This window comes from Pseudomonas sp. 58 R 12, assembly GCF_900005865.1.
Classification (GTDB): domain Bacteria; phylum Pseudomonadota; class Gammaproteobacteria; order Pseudomonadales; family Pseudomonadaceae; genus Aquipseudomonas; species Aquipseudomonas tritici.
The window spans coordinates 332136-346746 of sequence record NZ_CVTP01000028.1; the positions used below are offsets into that span (position 1 = coordinate 332136).

The following is a 14611-nucleotide window of genomic DNA, read 5'->3' on the forward strand; positions in this document are numbered from 1 at the left end:
GAGAGCAGGATGAAATTCAGTGAACAATGGCTGCGCGGCTGGGTAAGCCCGCAGGTAGATCGCGACGAGCTGGTTGCTCGTCTGTCGATGGCCGGTCTTGAGGTCGATAGCGTCACTCCGGCCGCCGGTGTTTTCAGCGGCGTCGTAGTGGGCGAGGTGCTGAGCACCGAGCAGCACCCTGATGCTGACAAGTTGCGTGTGTGCCAGGTCAGCAATGGCGCGGAAACCTTCCAGGTCGTGTGCGGAGCGCCTAACGTGCGCCCGGGCCTGAAGATCCCATTCGCCATGATCGGTGCCGAGCTGCCAGGCGACTTCAAGATCAAGAAAGCCAAGCTGCGTGGTGTCGAGTCCAACGGCATGCTGTGCTCCCAGGCGGAGCTGCAGGTCGGCGAGGGCAATGATGGCCTGATGGAATTGCCGGCCGACGCACCAGTGGGCGAGGACATCCGCGTTTACCTGGAACTGGAAGACGCCAGCATCGAGGTCGACCTGACCCCGAACCGTGGCGACTGCCTGTCCCTGGCCGGCCTGGCCCGTGAAGTGGGCGCGTTGTACAACGCTCCGGTCACCCGCCCTGTGGTTGCCGCTGTGCCTGCGGTACACGATGAAGTACGCCCGATCGACGTGCTGGCGCCAAACGCCTGCCCGCGTTACCTGGGTCGTGTGATCCGTAACGTCGACCTGTCCAAGCCAACCCCGTTGTGGATGGTTGAACGCCTGCGCCGTGCTGACGTGCGCAGCATCGACGCGGCTGTCGACATTACCAACTACGTGATGCTGGAGCTGGGCCAACCGCTGCATGCGTTCGACCTCGCCGAAATCAACGGCGGCATCCGCGTACGCATGGCGGAAGAAGGTGAGAAGCTGGTGCTGCTCGACGGCCAGGAAGTCAGCCTGCGTGCCGACACCCTGGTCATCGCCGACCACTCCCGCGCCCTGGCGATTGCCGGCGTGATGGGTGGCGAGCACAGCGGTGTGTCCGAGACCACCCGCGACGTATTCCTTGAGAGTGCCTTCTTCGACCAGATCGCCATCGCCGGCAAGGCCCGTTCCTACGGCCTGCACACCGATGCCTCGCACCGCTACGAGCGTGGTGTGGACTGGAAACTCGCCCGTGAAGCCATGGAGCGCGCCACGGGCCTGCTGCTGGAAATCACCGGCGGCGAAGCGGGTCCGATCACCGAAACCGTCAACGAACAGTACCTGCCGTCCGTTGCCCCGATCACCCTGCGCGCGAAGAGCGTTGAGCAAATGCTCGGCCTGGTGATCGCGCCGGCTGAAATCGAACAACTGCTGTCGGCCCTCGGCCTGGGTATTTCCTCGAGCGGGGAAGGGCAGTGGAACGTTGAGGTGCCAAGTCACCGCTTCGACATCAGCCTGGAAGTCGACCTTATCGAAGAACTGGCCCGCCTTTACGGCTACAACCGTCTGCCGGTTCGTTACCCGCAAGCGCGCCTGGCACCGCAACCCAAGGCTGAGGCGCGTGCGCACCTGCCTGAGCTGCGCCGCCTGCTGGTTGCCCGTGGCTACCAGGAAGCGGTGACCTACAGCTTCATCGATCCAAAGCAGTTCGAACTGTTCAATCCCGGTGTCGAGCCGCTGCTGCTGGCCAATCCGATCTCCAATGACATGGCCGCCATGCGCTCGTCATTGTGGCCAGGCCTGGTGAAAGCCCTTTCCCATAACCTGAACCGTCAGCAAGACCGCGTGCGCATGTTCGAAAGCGGCCTGCGTTTTGTCGGCCAACTCGACGGCCTGAAACAAGAGCCAATGCTCGCTGGCGTGGTGTGCGGTAGCCGTCTGCCGGAAGGCTGGGCGCAGGGCCGCGATGCCGTGGACTTCTTCGACGTCAAGGCTGACGTAGAAGCGGTGCTGGGCTTTGCCGGTGCTCTGGATACCTTCACCTTCGTTCCTGGTAGCCATCCGGCATTGCACCCGGGCCAGACGGCACGTATCGAGCGCGACGGGCGTTTGGTGGGCTTCGTCGGTGCCATTCACCCTGAACTGTCGAAAACCCTCGGTCTCGACCGTCCGGTCTTCGTGTTCGAACTGGTCCTGGCTGAAGTCGCCTCGGGCAAAATGCCTAAATTCAGCGAGCTGTCGCGCTTCCCTGAAGTGCGCCGCGACCTGGCTCTGATTGCCGACCGTGAAGTGGCCGCCACTGCGGTTCTGGATGTAATCCTTGAAAATGCAGGGGAATGGCTGACAGACCTCAGGCTATTTGACGTCTATCAGGGTAAAGGTATTGATCCGCATAGAAAAAGCCTAGCAGTTGGCTTGACCTGGCAGCATCCATCGCGCACTCTTAATGACGATGAGGTGAATACCACGACACAAAATATCCTCACCTCGCTCGAACAAAGGTTGAACGCCACGTTAAGGAAGTGACGTATGGGGGCTTTGACGAAAGCTGAGATGGCGGAACGTCTGTACGAAGAGTTGGGTCTGAACAAGCGCGAGGCCAAGGAATTGGTCGAGCTGTTTTTTGAAGAAATCAGACACGCTCTGGAAGACAACGAACAGGTCAAATTGTCCGGTTTCGGCAATTTTGACCTGCGGGACAAACGCCAGCGGCCTGGCCGCAATCCAAAAACGGGAGAAGAAATCCCGATCACGGCTCGCCGTGTGGTCACCTTTCGTCCAGGGCAGAAGTTGAAGGCCCGAGTTGAGGCTTATGCTGGAACCAAGTCATAACGACGAGCTACCCGTCATCCCAGGCAAACGCTACTTCACCATTGGTGAAGTCAGCGAGCTCTGTGCGGTAAAACCGCACGTGTTGCGCTATTGGGAGCAGGAGTTTCCTCAACTCAACCCCGTCAAACGCACCGGGAACCGTCGGTATTATCAGCGCCAGGATGTGCTGATGATCCGACAGATCCGCGCATTGCTGTACGACCAGGGGTTCACCATCAGCGGTGCGCGCCAGCGTATGTCCGGTGATGAAGCCAAAGACGACACGACCCAATACAAGCAAATGATCCGCCAGATGATCTCCGAACTCGAAGATGTACTGGTGGTTTTGAAGAAGTGATTCCGGCTTTTAAAATACTTCCACATTTCAAAAGCTTGCGGTATATTCCGGTTCGCTTCGTTAAGAAGCGAACCCAGTAACACGCCTAGTCGGGGCGTAGCGCAGTCCGGTAGCGCACTAGCATGGGGTGCTAGGGGTCGAGTGTTCGAATCACTCCGTCCCGACCATATAATTCAAAGGGGTCGCGAGATTAATCTCGCGGCCCCTTTTTGTTTTTAACGTGTTTACCTTTACAAGCCATTCCGGGCCTCTTGAATCTTTCGAGTCGGATGATTATGCCCCTGAGGTTGATCCTTCAGGACCTGTGCGTCGTCAGCGTGCCCGATGACACGGCTATGGCGCTTGTTTTCTCGGCTTACGGTTAAGATGACGCAGGTAAAACATCACAGGGGAAGGCACTCGCGATGGCAGCTCGTTTTGATCCATGGGTCCATATCGATTGGAAAACCCCCGGCGGCGAGTTGCTTGTGCTGCTCCAGCATTACTATCCCGATATCAGTGTGTTTTCCGGCGCGCCATTCGAGGCGCTGTTGGATGAGCTCTCCAACGAAATGCCGGAGGTCTGCTTTGAGGCGTTGGCAGCCGTGTTGGCGCGCCACGGCTTCGACCTGTGGAATCTGGACGCCGGTGGCGATGATTATCGACCGGTCATTTTTCCGACTGATCAGCGCCAGGCTTTTGCACAGCATTGGCAACAACAAAACGCAGAACCACAATTCACCCCAACGTTGATTGGGCTGAAAAAGCCTCCTGCCACTGAACGCAAACCCACCAAGCCCAAGCGCAGCAAATTGAAATGGCTGCAGGACGTCCATGACTATCCCGGGCCCACCTATGTGGATGAATACAACTATCGCAACGGTTGGGCCGCCATTACCGAGCAGGACGAAGACCAGTGGCTGTGCTTTCTGATTGATTACAATCGATGGCCGCCCACCGAGCAGGACATGCTTGAGCGCCGGAGCGACGGTGTAGACGGCGCTGACTTGCAACTCATCGATGCCAACGCTCAGCGCAGCCTGTGGAAGCGTCGGGCTACAAGCGGTGCTTACCCTTCGGATGATCGTTACCGGTACGAAATTCATCAAGGCGATGACATTCAGGGCTTCGGCGCCGCCGAGATGGAATGGCCGGAATTCGAAGACCCCTGCGTGGTGGTCGATGCGCAGGTTTTCGAACGTCAACGCCTCTACCAGCCCGAGCAGTTGACGCGGATCTGGCGGATCACGATGCATGCCAGCGAGGTCATTTTCGAGCACTCGGATGAACTGACAATCCTGCCCATCGGCCCGCGCCGTTTGCTGTTCATGCAGCACAACGGTGCGCTGTGCTGGATTTGGAATCAAGACGCAGCACACCAGGCTGTTGCTGCCCAACCGATGCCGGCTCATGCTTATAAATTACGGGCGTCTACTGCGTACCTGGGAGGTGACGAGGTCCTGTTGTTCAGCGAAGGCGAGCGGCAGAACCCTGAGCACACGGGCTACCAGGAGACTGTGCTGTTGGCGTGGCGCTTCAACTTCATTACGGGTGCCACGACAAAGGCGGTGTTGGACGGCTTTGGCAGCGAGCTGTGCCAGGACACCCACCTGTTCGTCACACAGCCCAAGCAGGTCATCACGTTGCGTACGTTTCATGGGCAGCTTCAGGTTGCCCGTGGACATGGGGATTGGTGGGTGTGGAATTACCGGACTCATAGTTTTGGCACGCAGACGTTGGCGTGGTTTTGGAATCAGGTCAGCAATGAAGTGGTGAAACTGTCTTCCAAGGATATTGTGCGGGTGAAACCGCAGATTCGTTACCTCAGGGCGCAGGATCGGTATCTGGCGTTTGAAACAGCGTTTGTAGCGCGGATGCCGGAGTTTGCGCAGATCATTGAGGCTAAGGGGTGTGAGGTTTTGGTTTTTGAGTGAGGGCGGGCACCTGACCATAAACCTGGCGCCTGCTACCCGAGCATCGCCTCAACCTCTGCAAGCGTGACCTGCGGGACCACACTGTCCGGAATTCTTGAAATGTCAGACAGGTTATAAACCATGAAGTCCTCGCCCATGACCTTTTTGGACATCAACTCAAGCGACGGCAGTATGCGTGTGAAGTAGTGTTGGTCCAGTCCGCAGGGAGAGTTTTTCGATTCCTGGGTCTCGTAAAACCTTCCAGCGTTTTGGTCCAGATCCACCCCGACAAGAAAAACCTTGTTGAATCCAACGTGGAATGCCAACTGTATCGCCAGATAGGCCACGGTTCGTGCATCAAAAAAGCCCTGGCTCATGTCTTTACTGAATCCCAGCGGTCTTTTGCGATGGGGCAGCAAGGGATGATTGACGACCAGCGTGCGGCGTCTACCCAGTATCGAATCCAGCCAGGAAGGTCTTTTAGCTTTGGTCAGCGGGTATAACCGTCCTGCTGGGGGAGCACGCGACGATCGCGCGTGGTCTTCCCAAAGCGCGACCCTCTGGCTGATCGCCATGGCGTGTTTGAATAACTCCGGCTGCTGTTCGGAAAAACTTCTATCCGTGCAGGCATAAAAATACGGTTTGACGTCGGTGTCCTGAAACATGGAGATAGCGCCATTCATCGTGATCATCGGCACGTGCGCAAATTTTTCGAGAGGAAACGACTTTGCCGATGCGCCTGAAGCAATGATGAAAACGGCACCTGTCTCAATGTGCCGACAAGAACCGAAATCCTGCGTAGTCAGGCAACGTTTGTTTGAACGCTGTCGCGCTGAATCTGGCGTGTGCAAAGCCTGCTTGATGTTGCCCACAGGCTTCGCATTGACGAGGGACGTCTGTTTCATCGGGCCCTACCTTGCGGCTAAATGTAAGTACGTATATCAGCCGACCCGATGACGGCTACTGAGTTCCCTTTACACCGTGCCCACCTCTCAGAACACTGAGGTGCGCACCGATTTGTTGTCCTTGATACGGCACCGGAAATACGTTTCCGTGCCACCGGTGATCAGGATGTTGCCATCCAACCGTACGTGTTACTTGTGCCCACGGATGGGGCGTTCATGAGCCATTTCGTAGCAATTTCCTACGTAAGCCTTCCTTTTATCCTTCGGCATTTCCAATCTATTCATTCTGAATCAATCACTTGGCTCATCTCGGCAAAGTTGGCACACATTCTGCTTTTTTGTATCCGTGGATAATTGGATACAAAAATTCAAAAGGTGCTGCCGATGCAATTTGCCCCTGCTTATGTTGACCGTCAGCCTCTCACCGCGGAGGAGGAGGCCTACAACTTCCTGCTCGATGCTATTTGTGGTGGTCGCTATCGCAAAGGCGACCGGCTGATCGCCGAAGACATCGCCAGCGAGATCGGCATGAGCCGCATGCCGGTACGCGAAGCCTTCCGCCGCCTGGATGCACAGGGCCTGGTGACGTTGCGACCGAACCGTGGCGCCATCGTCAGCGGGCTGGATATCGACGAATTGCACGAGGTCTTCGAAATGCGCAGTGCCCTCGAAGGCCTGGCAGTGCGCGTCGCGGTGGGTCGTATCGGCGAGCGCCAGTTGGCGGCGCTGGAGCGCATGCTCGATGAGATGGACGACTACCGCGACGAAAGCGCCGCGTGGGTCAGCCGCCACCGCGCCTTCCACGAATACCTGTGCAGCCTCAGCGGCCGGCCGCGCCTGTTAAAGCAGATATCGGCGCTCTATTCCCTGGTGGAAGCGCCCATGCGCCTGTGGCTGCAACACGGCGAAAAACCCCTCAGCGCACGCCAGGAACACGCGGTGATCCTCGATGCGATTCGCGCCGGTGACGCCGCCCGCGCCGAAGCCGTGGTGCGCGAGCACATCGAAGGCACCGTGCCGGCGCTGATCCAGTTCCTGCAAGCCGAAAAATAACAAAGACCTGCTGTGTTTTGACGTTGAGTCCTGCCCCCCGTTGTACCCACGAACTGGAGTGTCTGGTCATGCATAAACGCCGCGCCTTGCTGGTGGCTGTCTCCCTCGGTCTCTGTACCCAATGGGCCTGCGCTGCACCGCAGGTGCCGGATCGCCTGTTAACGGTCGACAAACTCACCTACTGCTCGGGGATGGATTCACCGCCCCTGGTGTCCTTCGACGAAGCGCAGAAACCGCGTGGGCTCACGGTCGATCTCGGCCTGGAGATCGCCAAGCGCCTGGGCGATAAAAAGGTGCAGTGGCGGGTCATCCCTTTCTCCGGGCTGGTGCCGGCGCTGCTCGCCCAGCAGTGCGACATGATCGTCGACCAGCTGTTCGACAAGCCCGAACGCCGCCAAGTGATCGACATCGTCAACTACATGTATTCCAGCCAGTCGGTAGTGGTGCCCAAGGGTAATCCCAAAGGCATCAAGACCCTCGATGACCTGTCCGGGCACAAGGTTGCCGTACTCAACGGTTCTACCATCAAGACCCTGCTGGACACGCAAAACGACAACCTGGCCAAGGCCGGCAAGCCGCCGATGAAACTGGTGGTCTACAACACCGACACCGATGCGTTCCAGGCCCTGCGCATCAGCCAAGTGGACGCCTACGGCACCACCGTGGAAACGGCCGGCTACTACGCCGCGATGGCCCCGGACCTGTTCCAGGAAGGCGTGCCGGCGTTCAGCCGGATCCTCACCGGCCTGGGCATGCGCAAGGACGACCCGCAACTGACCGCCGCCGTGCAGCAAGTGATCAGCGACATGCGCAGCGATGGCAGCTACGTCGCGTTGCTGAATAAATGGCATGTCAGCAGCGACACTCTCGACTGAGGTTTCCCGCAATGAACTTCAATTGGGATGTGTTCTGGCAGTACCTGTTGCAGCCCAGCGGTGTGTACCTCACCGGGCTTTGGCTGACCTGCCTGATCGCCGTGTCGGCGATGCTGCTGGGCTGCGCGCTGGGGCTGGCGGCGGCGTTGTTGCGCTTGTCAAAGAACCCGCTGCTGCACCTGCCGGTGCGTTTTTATGTGTGGCTGATGCGCGGCACGCCGTTGCTGGTGCAGATTGTGTTCCTGTACACGGCGCTGGCGGCGGGCGGGATTTTCCGCTTTGAGGATATCGATCTGTTTGGCCTGGTTGTCCCCGGCAACATCCAGGCGGCGATCATTGCGTTGGGCCTGAATGAAGGAGCGTACATGGCTGAGATCATCCGGGCCGGCATCGGCGCGGTGGACAAGGGCCAATACGAGGCCGGACGTTCACTCGGCATGGGTTTCGCCAAGCTGATGCGGCGCATTGTGCTGCCCCAGGCGTTCCGGGTGATCGTGCCGCCGCTGGGCAACGAGTTCAACGTGATGCTCAAGAACACCACCCTGGTCAGCGTGATCGGCGTGCAGGAGTTGCTGCTCAGCACCCAAATGGTCACCTCGGCAACGTTCCGCGTGTTCGAGCTGTACCTGGTGGTGGCGATCTACTTCCTGATGCTCACCACGCTGTGGGGCTTTTTCCAGCGCTGGCTGGAGGCGCGTTTTGGCCAGTCCGATCGGCCTTCCGCGCCACCGCCGGCAGCCAGCCGCATGTTCGGGCGCAACACCCTTAAATTGCTGAGGGGACGCTAACCATGGCGCACCAAAGTGAAGAACTGATCATTGAAGCGCTGGATATCCACAAGTCGTTTGGCACGCTGCAGATCCTCAAGGGCATCTCGCTGCAAGTACGGCGCGGCGAAGTGGTAGTGCTGATCGGCGCCTCGGGCTCTGGCAAGACCACCTTTATCCGTTGCATCAACCTGCTGGAAGACATCCAGGGCGGGCGCATCCGCGTCAACGGCCGCGCCATGGGCTATCGCGAGCGCAGCGACGGCAGCCTGGTACGCGATTCGGAGCGCAACATTGCCCGCCAGCGCCGGGACATTGGCATGGTATTCCAGCGCTTCAACTTGTTCCCCCATATGACTGCGCTGGAAAACATCATCGAAGCGCCGATCCAGGTCCTCGGCACGCCACGTGCCGAAGCGCTGGAACAGGCGCGTGGCCTGCTGGCGCGAGTCGGCTTGGCGGACAAGGCCAGCCACTACCCATCGATGCTTTCCGGCGGCCAGCAGCAACGGGTCGCCATCGCCCGCGCCCTGGCGATGAAACCCCAGGCCATGTTGTTCGACGAACCCACCAGCGCCCTCGACCCTGAAACCGTCGGCGAAGTGCTGCAGGTGATGAAGGAGCTTGCCGAGGAGGGCATGACCATGGTGGTGGTCACCCATGAAATGGGCTTTGCCCGTGAAGTGGCGGACCGCGTGGTGGTGCTCGACCAGGGCGAACTCATCGAACAAGGGCCGCCGGAACAGATTTTCAGCCACCCCAGCCACCCCCGTACCCGGGCCTTTCTCAGCCGCGTGTTATGAGCCCGCTAATAAACCTTTGTGTTGAAGAGCCTTTGCCATGTTGAAATTCTCCGCTCACGAGTACCCCTATCCCTCGCAACGCCAAAGCGTGTTTGCCAAGCGTGGCATGGTCGCGGCGTCCCAGCCCCTGGCCGCCCAGGCCGGCATCGAGATCATGCAAAAGGGCGGCAACGCTATTGATGCCGCCATCGCCACGGCGGCCGCGTTGACGGTGGTCGAGCCCACTGGCTGCGGCCTGGGCGGCGATGCGTTTGCCCTGGTCTGGTGCAAAGGCCAGTTGCACGGCCTGAACGGCAACGGCCATGCGCCGGCGGCCCTGAGTATCGAGACGGTCAAGGCGGCGGGGCACGATCAAATGCCGCTGTACGGGTGGACCCCCGTCACCGTACCGGGCTGCCCATCGGCTTGGGCCGAGCTGTCGCAACGCTTCGGCAAGTTACCGTTTGCCGAGTTGCTGCAACCGGCGATCAGCCTGGCGCGGGACGGTTTCCCGCTGTCGCCGGTGGTTGCTCATCAATGGCAGATTGCGCTGGATGAGTTCACGCCTCATCGCGACCCAGTGCTGGCTGCCTGGTTCGACACTTTCCTGATCGACGGTTGCGCGCCGCGAGCGGGGGAGATTTTCCGCAACCCGGCCCAGGCCCGCACCCTGGAAGAACTCGCCGCCACTCGCTGCGAAAGCCTGTATCGCGGCGCCCTGGCCGAACGCCTGGACGCCCACTCCCGCGCCAGCGGCGGCTACCTGCGCGCCAGCGACCTCAAGGACTACCGCGCCCAGTGGGTGGAGCCGATCCACATCAACTACCGGGGCGTGGATGTCTGGGAAATCCCACCCAGCGGCCAGGGCCTTGTGGCGCTGATGGCGCTGAATATCCTCGAAGGCTTCTGCTTCGATCACCGCGACAGTCAACAAACCTGGCACCGCCAGTTGGAGGCGATGAAACTCGCCTACAGCGACGGCCTGCACTACATCACCGACCCGCTGCACATGCGCTTGGCCGTCGCCGATCTGCTCAGCGATGACTACAGCACCCGTCGCCGTAGCCAGATCGGTGAACAAGCCCAGCCCCCGAAACCCGGTGACCCCCACGCCAGTGGCACGGTCTATCTGGCCACGGCGGACGCCGAAGGCAATATGGTCTCGTTCATCCAGAGCAACTACCACGGCTTTGGCTCCGGTGTGGTGCTGCCCGACAGCGGCATCGCCCTGCAGAACCGTGGCCAGGAATTCAGCCTCGATCCTGCCCACGCCAACTGCCTGGCGCCGGGCAAGAAAACCTTCCACACCATCATTCCCGGCTTCCTCACCAAGGACGGCCAGGCGCTCGGCCCGTTCGGTGTGATGGGCGGCTATATGCAGCCCCAGGGCCATGTGCAGATGGTGATGAACCTGGTGGACTTCGGCCTCAACCCGCAAGCGGCCTTGGACGCGCCGCGCTGGCAATGGCTGGGCGACATGAAAGTCGGCATCGAGCAGGGCGCCTCCCGCGACCTGGCCAATGCCCTGGCGCGGCGTGGGCATCAGGTACAAGTCGCCAGCGACCTCACCGACTTCGGGCGCGGGCAGATCATCCTGCGTGATCCGGTCAGTGGTGTATTGTGCGGCGGCACCGAGCCCAGGGCGGATTCAACGATCGCAGTGTGGTAAGCGAAAAAAATTGGCGGAGCTTGTCCCTTTTTTTCATCTCGCCTGTCATTCCAGGCAAGTGAACAATATTGAGAGCTTCCGCCAATGCCTGTAGTCCGCCCCTTGCTGAAACTGAGCCTGCTGCTGAGCCTCAGTGCCAGCCCGTTATTCGCTGCCGTCAGCTATGCCGAAGACACTGCCGCCCGCCGCAGCTACCAGGTGCCGGCCGGCAGCCTGAGCGCGGCACTCACCCGGTTTGCCGGGTTGGCAGGCGTCAACCTGTCGGTAGACCCGGCCCTGGTCAGCGGTCGCACCAGCAGTGGTTTGTCCGGTGAGTACGCCGTAGAGGAGGGCTTCGCCCGCTTGCTGCAAGGCTCCGGCCTGCAACTGCAACCCATGGGGGCACAGGCCTACATGTTGGTGCCGGTGCCGGATGGCAGCAGCCTGGAACTGGCGCCGACCTCAATCCTTGGCACCACCGGCCTGTATGACGGCGACACTTACGCCGGTGGGCAAGTGGCGCGCCGTGGCTCGCAGGGTTTGCTGGGCACGCGGGACTTTATGGAAACCCCGTTCAGCATGACCACCTACACCGCTGACGCGGTGAAAAACCAGCAGGCGCGCACCTTGGGCGACCTGATCGCCAGCGACCCGTCGGTACGCGCCACCAACCCGGCCGGTGGGCGTTATGAGCAGTTCACCATTCGCGGTTTCAGCCTGTTCAACAGCGATGTGTCGTACAACGGTCTCTATGGCGTACTGCCGACCTACACCATCGACATGGAAATGGCCGACCGCGTCGACATCTTCAAAGGCCCCACCCAGTTGATCAACGGCATCTCACCGCGCGGCAGCGTCGGTGGCGGCATCAACGTAGTGCCCAAGCGCGCCACCGACAAGGACATCAACTCGTTTACCGGCAACTGGGCCTCCGACAGCCAGGCTGGCGGCGCAGTGGATGTGGGCAGACGCTTCGGTGAGGACAACAAGTTCGGCATCCGCTTCAACGGCGTGAAGCAGTCCGGCGACACCGAGTGGGACCACCAGAGCGTCGACCGCGAAATGGCTGTGTTGGGCCTGGACTTTCGCGGCGAGCGCCTGCGCCTTTCCACCGATATCGGCCACACCGAACGCGACACCGATGCACCGCAAGAGCGCGTGCAGGTGGCGGCCGCAGCGCCGGTGCCCAGCGCCAACGATGTGCGCCGCAACTACGCGCAATCCTGGAGCAAGGCCAGCACCAACGACACCTTCGGCACGGTCAACGCTGAGTACGACCTCAGCGATAACGTGATGCTGTATGGCGGCATGGGCGCGCGTAAAAGCAACCACGACTTCCTGCGTCATGCGGTGTCCGTCACCAATGCGGCTGGCGCGTTCACTGTGCAGCCGCGGGATTTCACCCGCGATGAAAACGTACGCACCTACACCGCCGGCGTGCGCAACTGGTTCCATACCGGGCCGGTGAGCCATGAGGTCAACCTGGCGGCCAGCTACTTCGACATGGACTTCACCAACGGCGGCGCCCGCTACGGGACGGCGACGAGCAACCTCTACAACCCGGTGCAAACGCCGACGCCGTCCACGGCGATACGCCAGGACGCCAAGGTCTACACCGAAAACAAATTCAGCGGCGTGGCCTTGTCCGACACCCTGGGGTTCTTCGACGACCGCCTGCTGCTGACCCTCGGCGCGCGTTGGCAGCGCGTCAAGGTGGATGACTGGAGCGACGGCGTCAAAGGCAAGACCGGCTACGACGAAGAAAAGGTCTCGCCGTCCGGTGGCCTCCTGTTCAAGGCCACCGACAAGCTGTCGCTGTACGCCAACTACATGGAAGGCCTGAGCCAGGGCAAGATCGCGCCGTCGACCTCGAGCAACGAGGACGAAATCTTCCCGCCGTTCATCAGCCGCCAGGTGGAAGTGGGCGCCAAATACGACGCCGGCGCCTTTGCCGTGACCGCCGCTGTGTTTCGCATCAAGCAGCCGGCCTATGAAACCAACGCCACCTCGCGGTTGTTCGGCCCCAACGGCAAGCGTCAGAACTCCGGTGTGGAGCTGAGTGTATTCGGCGAGCCGCTCAAGGGCGTGCGTCTGCTGGGCGGGGTGATGTACATCGACAGCGAGCTGAAGGACACCACCAACGGCGCCTGGGACGGCAACCGCGCCCCGGCGACGCCTAAATACAACGTTAACCTGGGCGCCGAATGGGATGTGCCGGGCCTTGAAGGCCTGACGTTGACCAGCCGTGGCATCTATTCCAGCTCGCAGTACCTGGACCAGTCCAACGTCAAGGAAATCGATGCGTGGAACCGCGTCGATGTCGGCGCGCGGTATGGGTTCAAAGTGGATGACAAGCACATCACCTTGCGGGCGAATGTGGAGAACGTCGCCGATAAGCGCTACTGGAGCTCGGCCGGGGCGTCGGATGACAGTGAGCCGGGGTTGACCTTGTCGACACCGCGTACCTACCTGCTGTCAGCCACCGTCGACTTCTAGCGGGTGTACACCGATCAAAATGTGGGAGCGGGCTTGCTCGCGAAAGCGGTGGCCCAGTTGGAACATCTTCGACTGACCCTCCGTATTCGCGAGCAAGCCCGCTCCCACATTTGATCGGCGGTGTCGGCGGGGATCACCTTAATGAGAATGTTTTTTGATCGCGCCGCCCCAATATGGAATAGTACCCGCCGTTTTCCCCAACAGGTCTAGCTGGGGTGTTCCAACGCCGAGGTCCTTGTCATGCGAATGTTGCGCTCCATCCCCACCGTTGCCGCCTGCCTCTTGGCGTTCTCTTCAAGCCTGCTGAGCGCCGCCCCGATCGACCTCAATGACGGCCAGCACGCGGTGCATCTGCCGGACGCGCCCAAGCGTGTGGTGGTGCTGGAGTTTTCCTTTCTCGACAGTTTGGCTGCCGTTGACGTAACGCCCGTTGGCGCCGCCGATGATGGTGATGCCAACCGCGTGTTGCCCCGTGTGCGCCAGGCTATCGGTGAGTGGAAGTCCGTAGGCCTGCGCTCGCAGCCGAGCATCGAGGAAATCGCCCGGCTCAAGCCCGACCTGATCGTCGCCGACCTCAATCGCCACCAGGCGTTGTACAGCGACTTGGCGAGCATCGCGCCGACGCTGTTGTTGCCCTCGCGTGGTGAGGATTACCAAGGCAGCCTGAAATCTGCCGAGCTGATCGGCAAGGCGCTAGGCAAGAGCGCGCAGATGGAAGCGCGTATCCAGAAGAACCGTGAAAACCTCAAAGCCATCGCGCAACAGATTCCCGCTGGCGCCAGCGTGCTGTTTGGCGTCGCCCGTGAAGACAGCTTCTCCGTGCACGGCCCAGACTCCTACGCAGGCAGCGTGTTGCAGGCCATCGGCCTGAAAGTCCCATCGGTACGCGCCAACGCCGCGCCCACCGAATTTGTCAGCCTGGAGCAACTGCTCGCCCTCGACCCGGGCTGGTTGCTGGTCGGCCATTACCGTCGCCCCAGCATCGTCGACAGCTGGAGCAAGCAGCCGTTGTGGCAAGTGCTCAGCGCCGTGCGTAACAAGCAGGTAGCCGAAGTCGATGGCGACAGCTGGGCGCGCAACCGTGGCGTGCTGGTCTCGGAGCAGATCGCCGAAGATGCGTTGGCGATTCTTAAAGGCGGCAAAGCTGTGTTGAGCCAGTAAG

At 60.6% G+C, this 14611-nt stretch carries 12 protein-coding genes and 1 tRNA gene; 12 read left to right on the top strand and 1 reads right to left on the bottom strand.

The annotated features are described in order from the left end of the window. The first annotated feature begins 9 nt into the window (after window positions 1-9). From pheT to BFP95_RS25910, 5 genes are all read left to right on the top strand, one after another. On the top strand, window positions 10-2388 hold the full coding sequence (pheT, locus tag BFP95_RS25890; protein WP_065910894.1) for a phenylalanine--tRNA ligase subunit beta: 2379 nt from the start codon (window positions 10-12) through the stop codon (window positions 2386-2388). A gap of 3 nt (window positions 2389-2391) precedes the next feature. Continuing rightward, on the top strand, window positions 2392-2694 hold the full coding sequence (ihfA, locus tag BFP95_RS25895) for an integration host factor subunit alpha (RefSeq protein WP_002553164.1): 303 nt from the start codon (window positions 2392-2394) through the stop codon (window positions 2692-2694). After that, a complete protein-coding gene (locus BFP95_RS25900; protein ID WP_003219935.1) occupies window positions 2675-3031 on the top strand; it encodes a MerR family transcriptional regulator in 357 nt (118 codons plus the stop codon). The genes ihfA and BFP95_RS25900 overlap by 20 nt, the downstream gene beginning before the upstream one ends. A gap of 90 nt (window positions 3032-3121) precedes the next feature. Next, a tRNA-Pro gene (locus tag BFP95_RS25905) sits at window positions 3122-3198 on the top strand. 333 nt (window positions 3199-3531) lie between these two features. After that, the gene (locus BFP95_RS25910) at window positions 3532-4944 is read left to right on the top strand and encodes a hypothetical protein (protein WP_256534320.1); all 1413 of its coding nucleotides are present in this window, start codon (window positions 3532-3534) and stop codon (window positions 4942-4944) included. 32 nt (window positions 4945-4976) lie between these two features. Here the strand turns inward: BFP95_RS25910 and BFP95_RS25915 are convergent, their stop codons facing one another. Then, the gene (locus BFP95_RS25915; protein WP_065910897.1) at window positions 4977-5828 is read right to left on the bottom strand and encodes a lipopolysaccharide biosynthesis protein; all 852 of its coding nucleotides are present in this window, start codon (window positions 5826-5828) and stop codon (window positions 4977-4979) included. Window positions 5829-6212: 384 nt separating this feature from the next. Here BFP95_RS25915 and BFP95_RS25920 point away from each other — a divergent pair, with 384 nt between their 5' ends. The 7 genes from BFP95_RS25920 to BFP95_RS25950 all read left to right on the top strand — a co-directional run bounded on the left by BFP95_RS25920 (window position 6213) and on the right by BFP95_RS25950 (window position 14610). Next, window positions 6213-6881 carry a GntR family transcriptional regulator gene (locus BFP95_RS25920; protein ID WP_065874059.1) on the top strand — a complete coding sequence of 223 codons (669 nt, stop codon included), beginning with the start codon at window positions 6213-6215 and terminating at the stop codon, window positions 6879-6881. Between the two features lie 68 nt (window positions 6882-6949). Next, window positions 6950-7756 (top strand): ABC transporter substrate-binding protein, encoded by an 807-nt coding sequence (locus BFP95_RS25925; RefSeq protein WP_065880894.1) that lies wholly within the window; start codon window positions 6950-6952, stop codon window positions 7754-7756. Window positions 7757-7767: 11 nt separating this feature from the next. Beyond that, complete coding sequence (locus tag BFP95_RS25930) at window positions 7768-8544, top strand: amino acid ABC transporter permease (RefSeq protein WP_065874057.1); 777 nt, start codon at window positions 7768-7770, stop codon at window positions 8542-8544. A gap of 2 nt (window positions 8545-8546) precedes the next feature. After that, window positions 8547-9326 carry an amino acid ABC transporter ATP-binding protein gene (locus BFP95_RS25935; RefSeq protein WP_015884888.1) on the top strand — a complete coding sequence of 260 codons (780 nt, stop codon included), beginning with the start codon at window positions 8547-8549 and terminating at the stop codon, window positions 9324-9326. A gap of 37 nt (window positions 9327-9363) precedes the next feature. Further along, on the top strand, window positions 9364-10974 hold the full coding sequence (locus BFP95_RS25940) for a gamma-glutamyltransferase family protein (RefSeq protein WP_065880895.1): 1611 nt from the start codon (window positions 9364-9366) through the stop codon (window positions 10972-10974). A gap of 84 nt (window positions 10975-11058) precedes the next feature. Beyond that, the gene (locus tag BFP95_RS25945) at window positions 11059-13449 is read left to right on the top strand and encodes a TonB-dependent receptor (RefSeq protein ID WP_065880896.1); all 2391 of its coding nucleotides are present in this window, start codon (window positions 11059-11061) and stop codon (window positions 13447-13449) included. A gap of 246 nt (window positions 13450-13695) precedes the next feature. Continuing rightward, on the top strand, window positions 13696-14610 hold the full coding sequence (locus tag BFP95_RS25950) for a Fe(3+) dicitrate ABC transporter substrate-binding protein (protein WP_371914470.1): 915 nt from the start codon (window positions 13696-13698) through the stop codon (window positions 14608-14610). Window position 14611 lies beyond the last annotated feature (1 nt).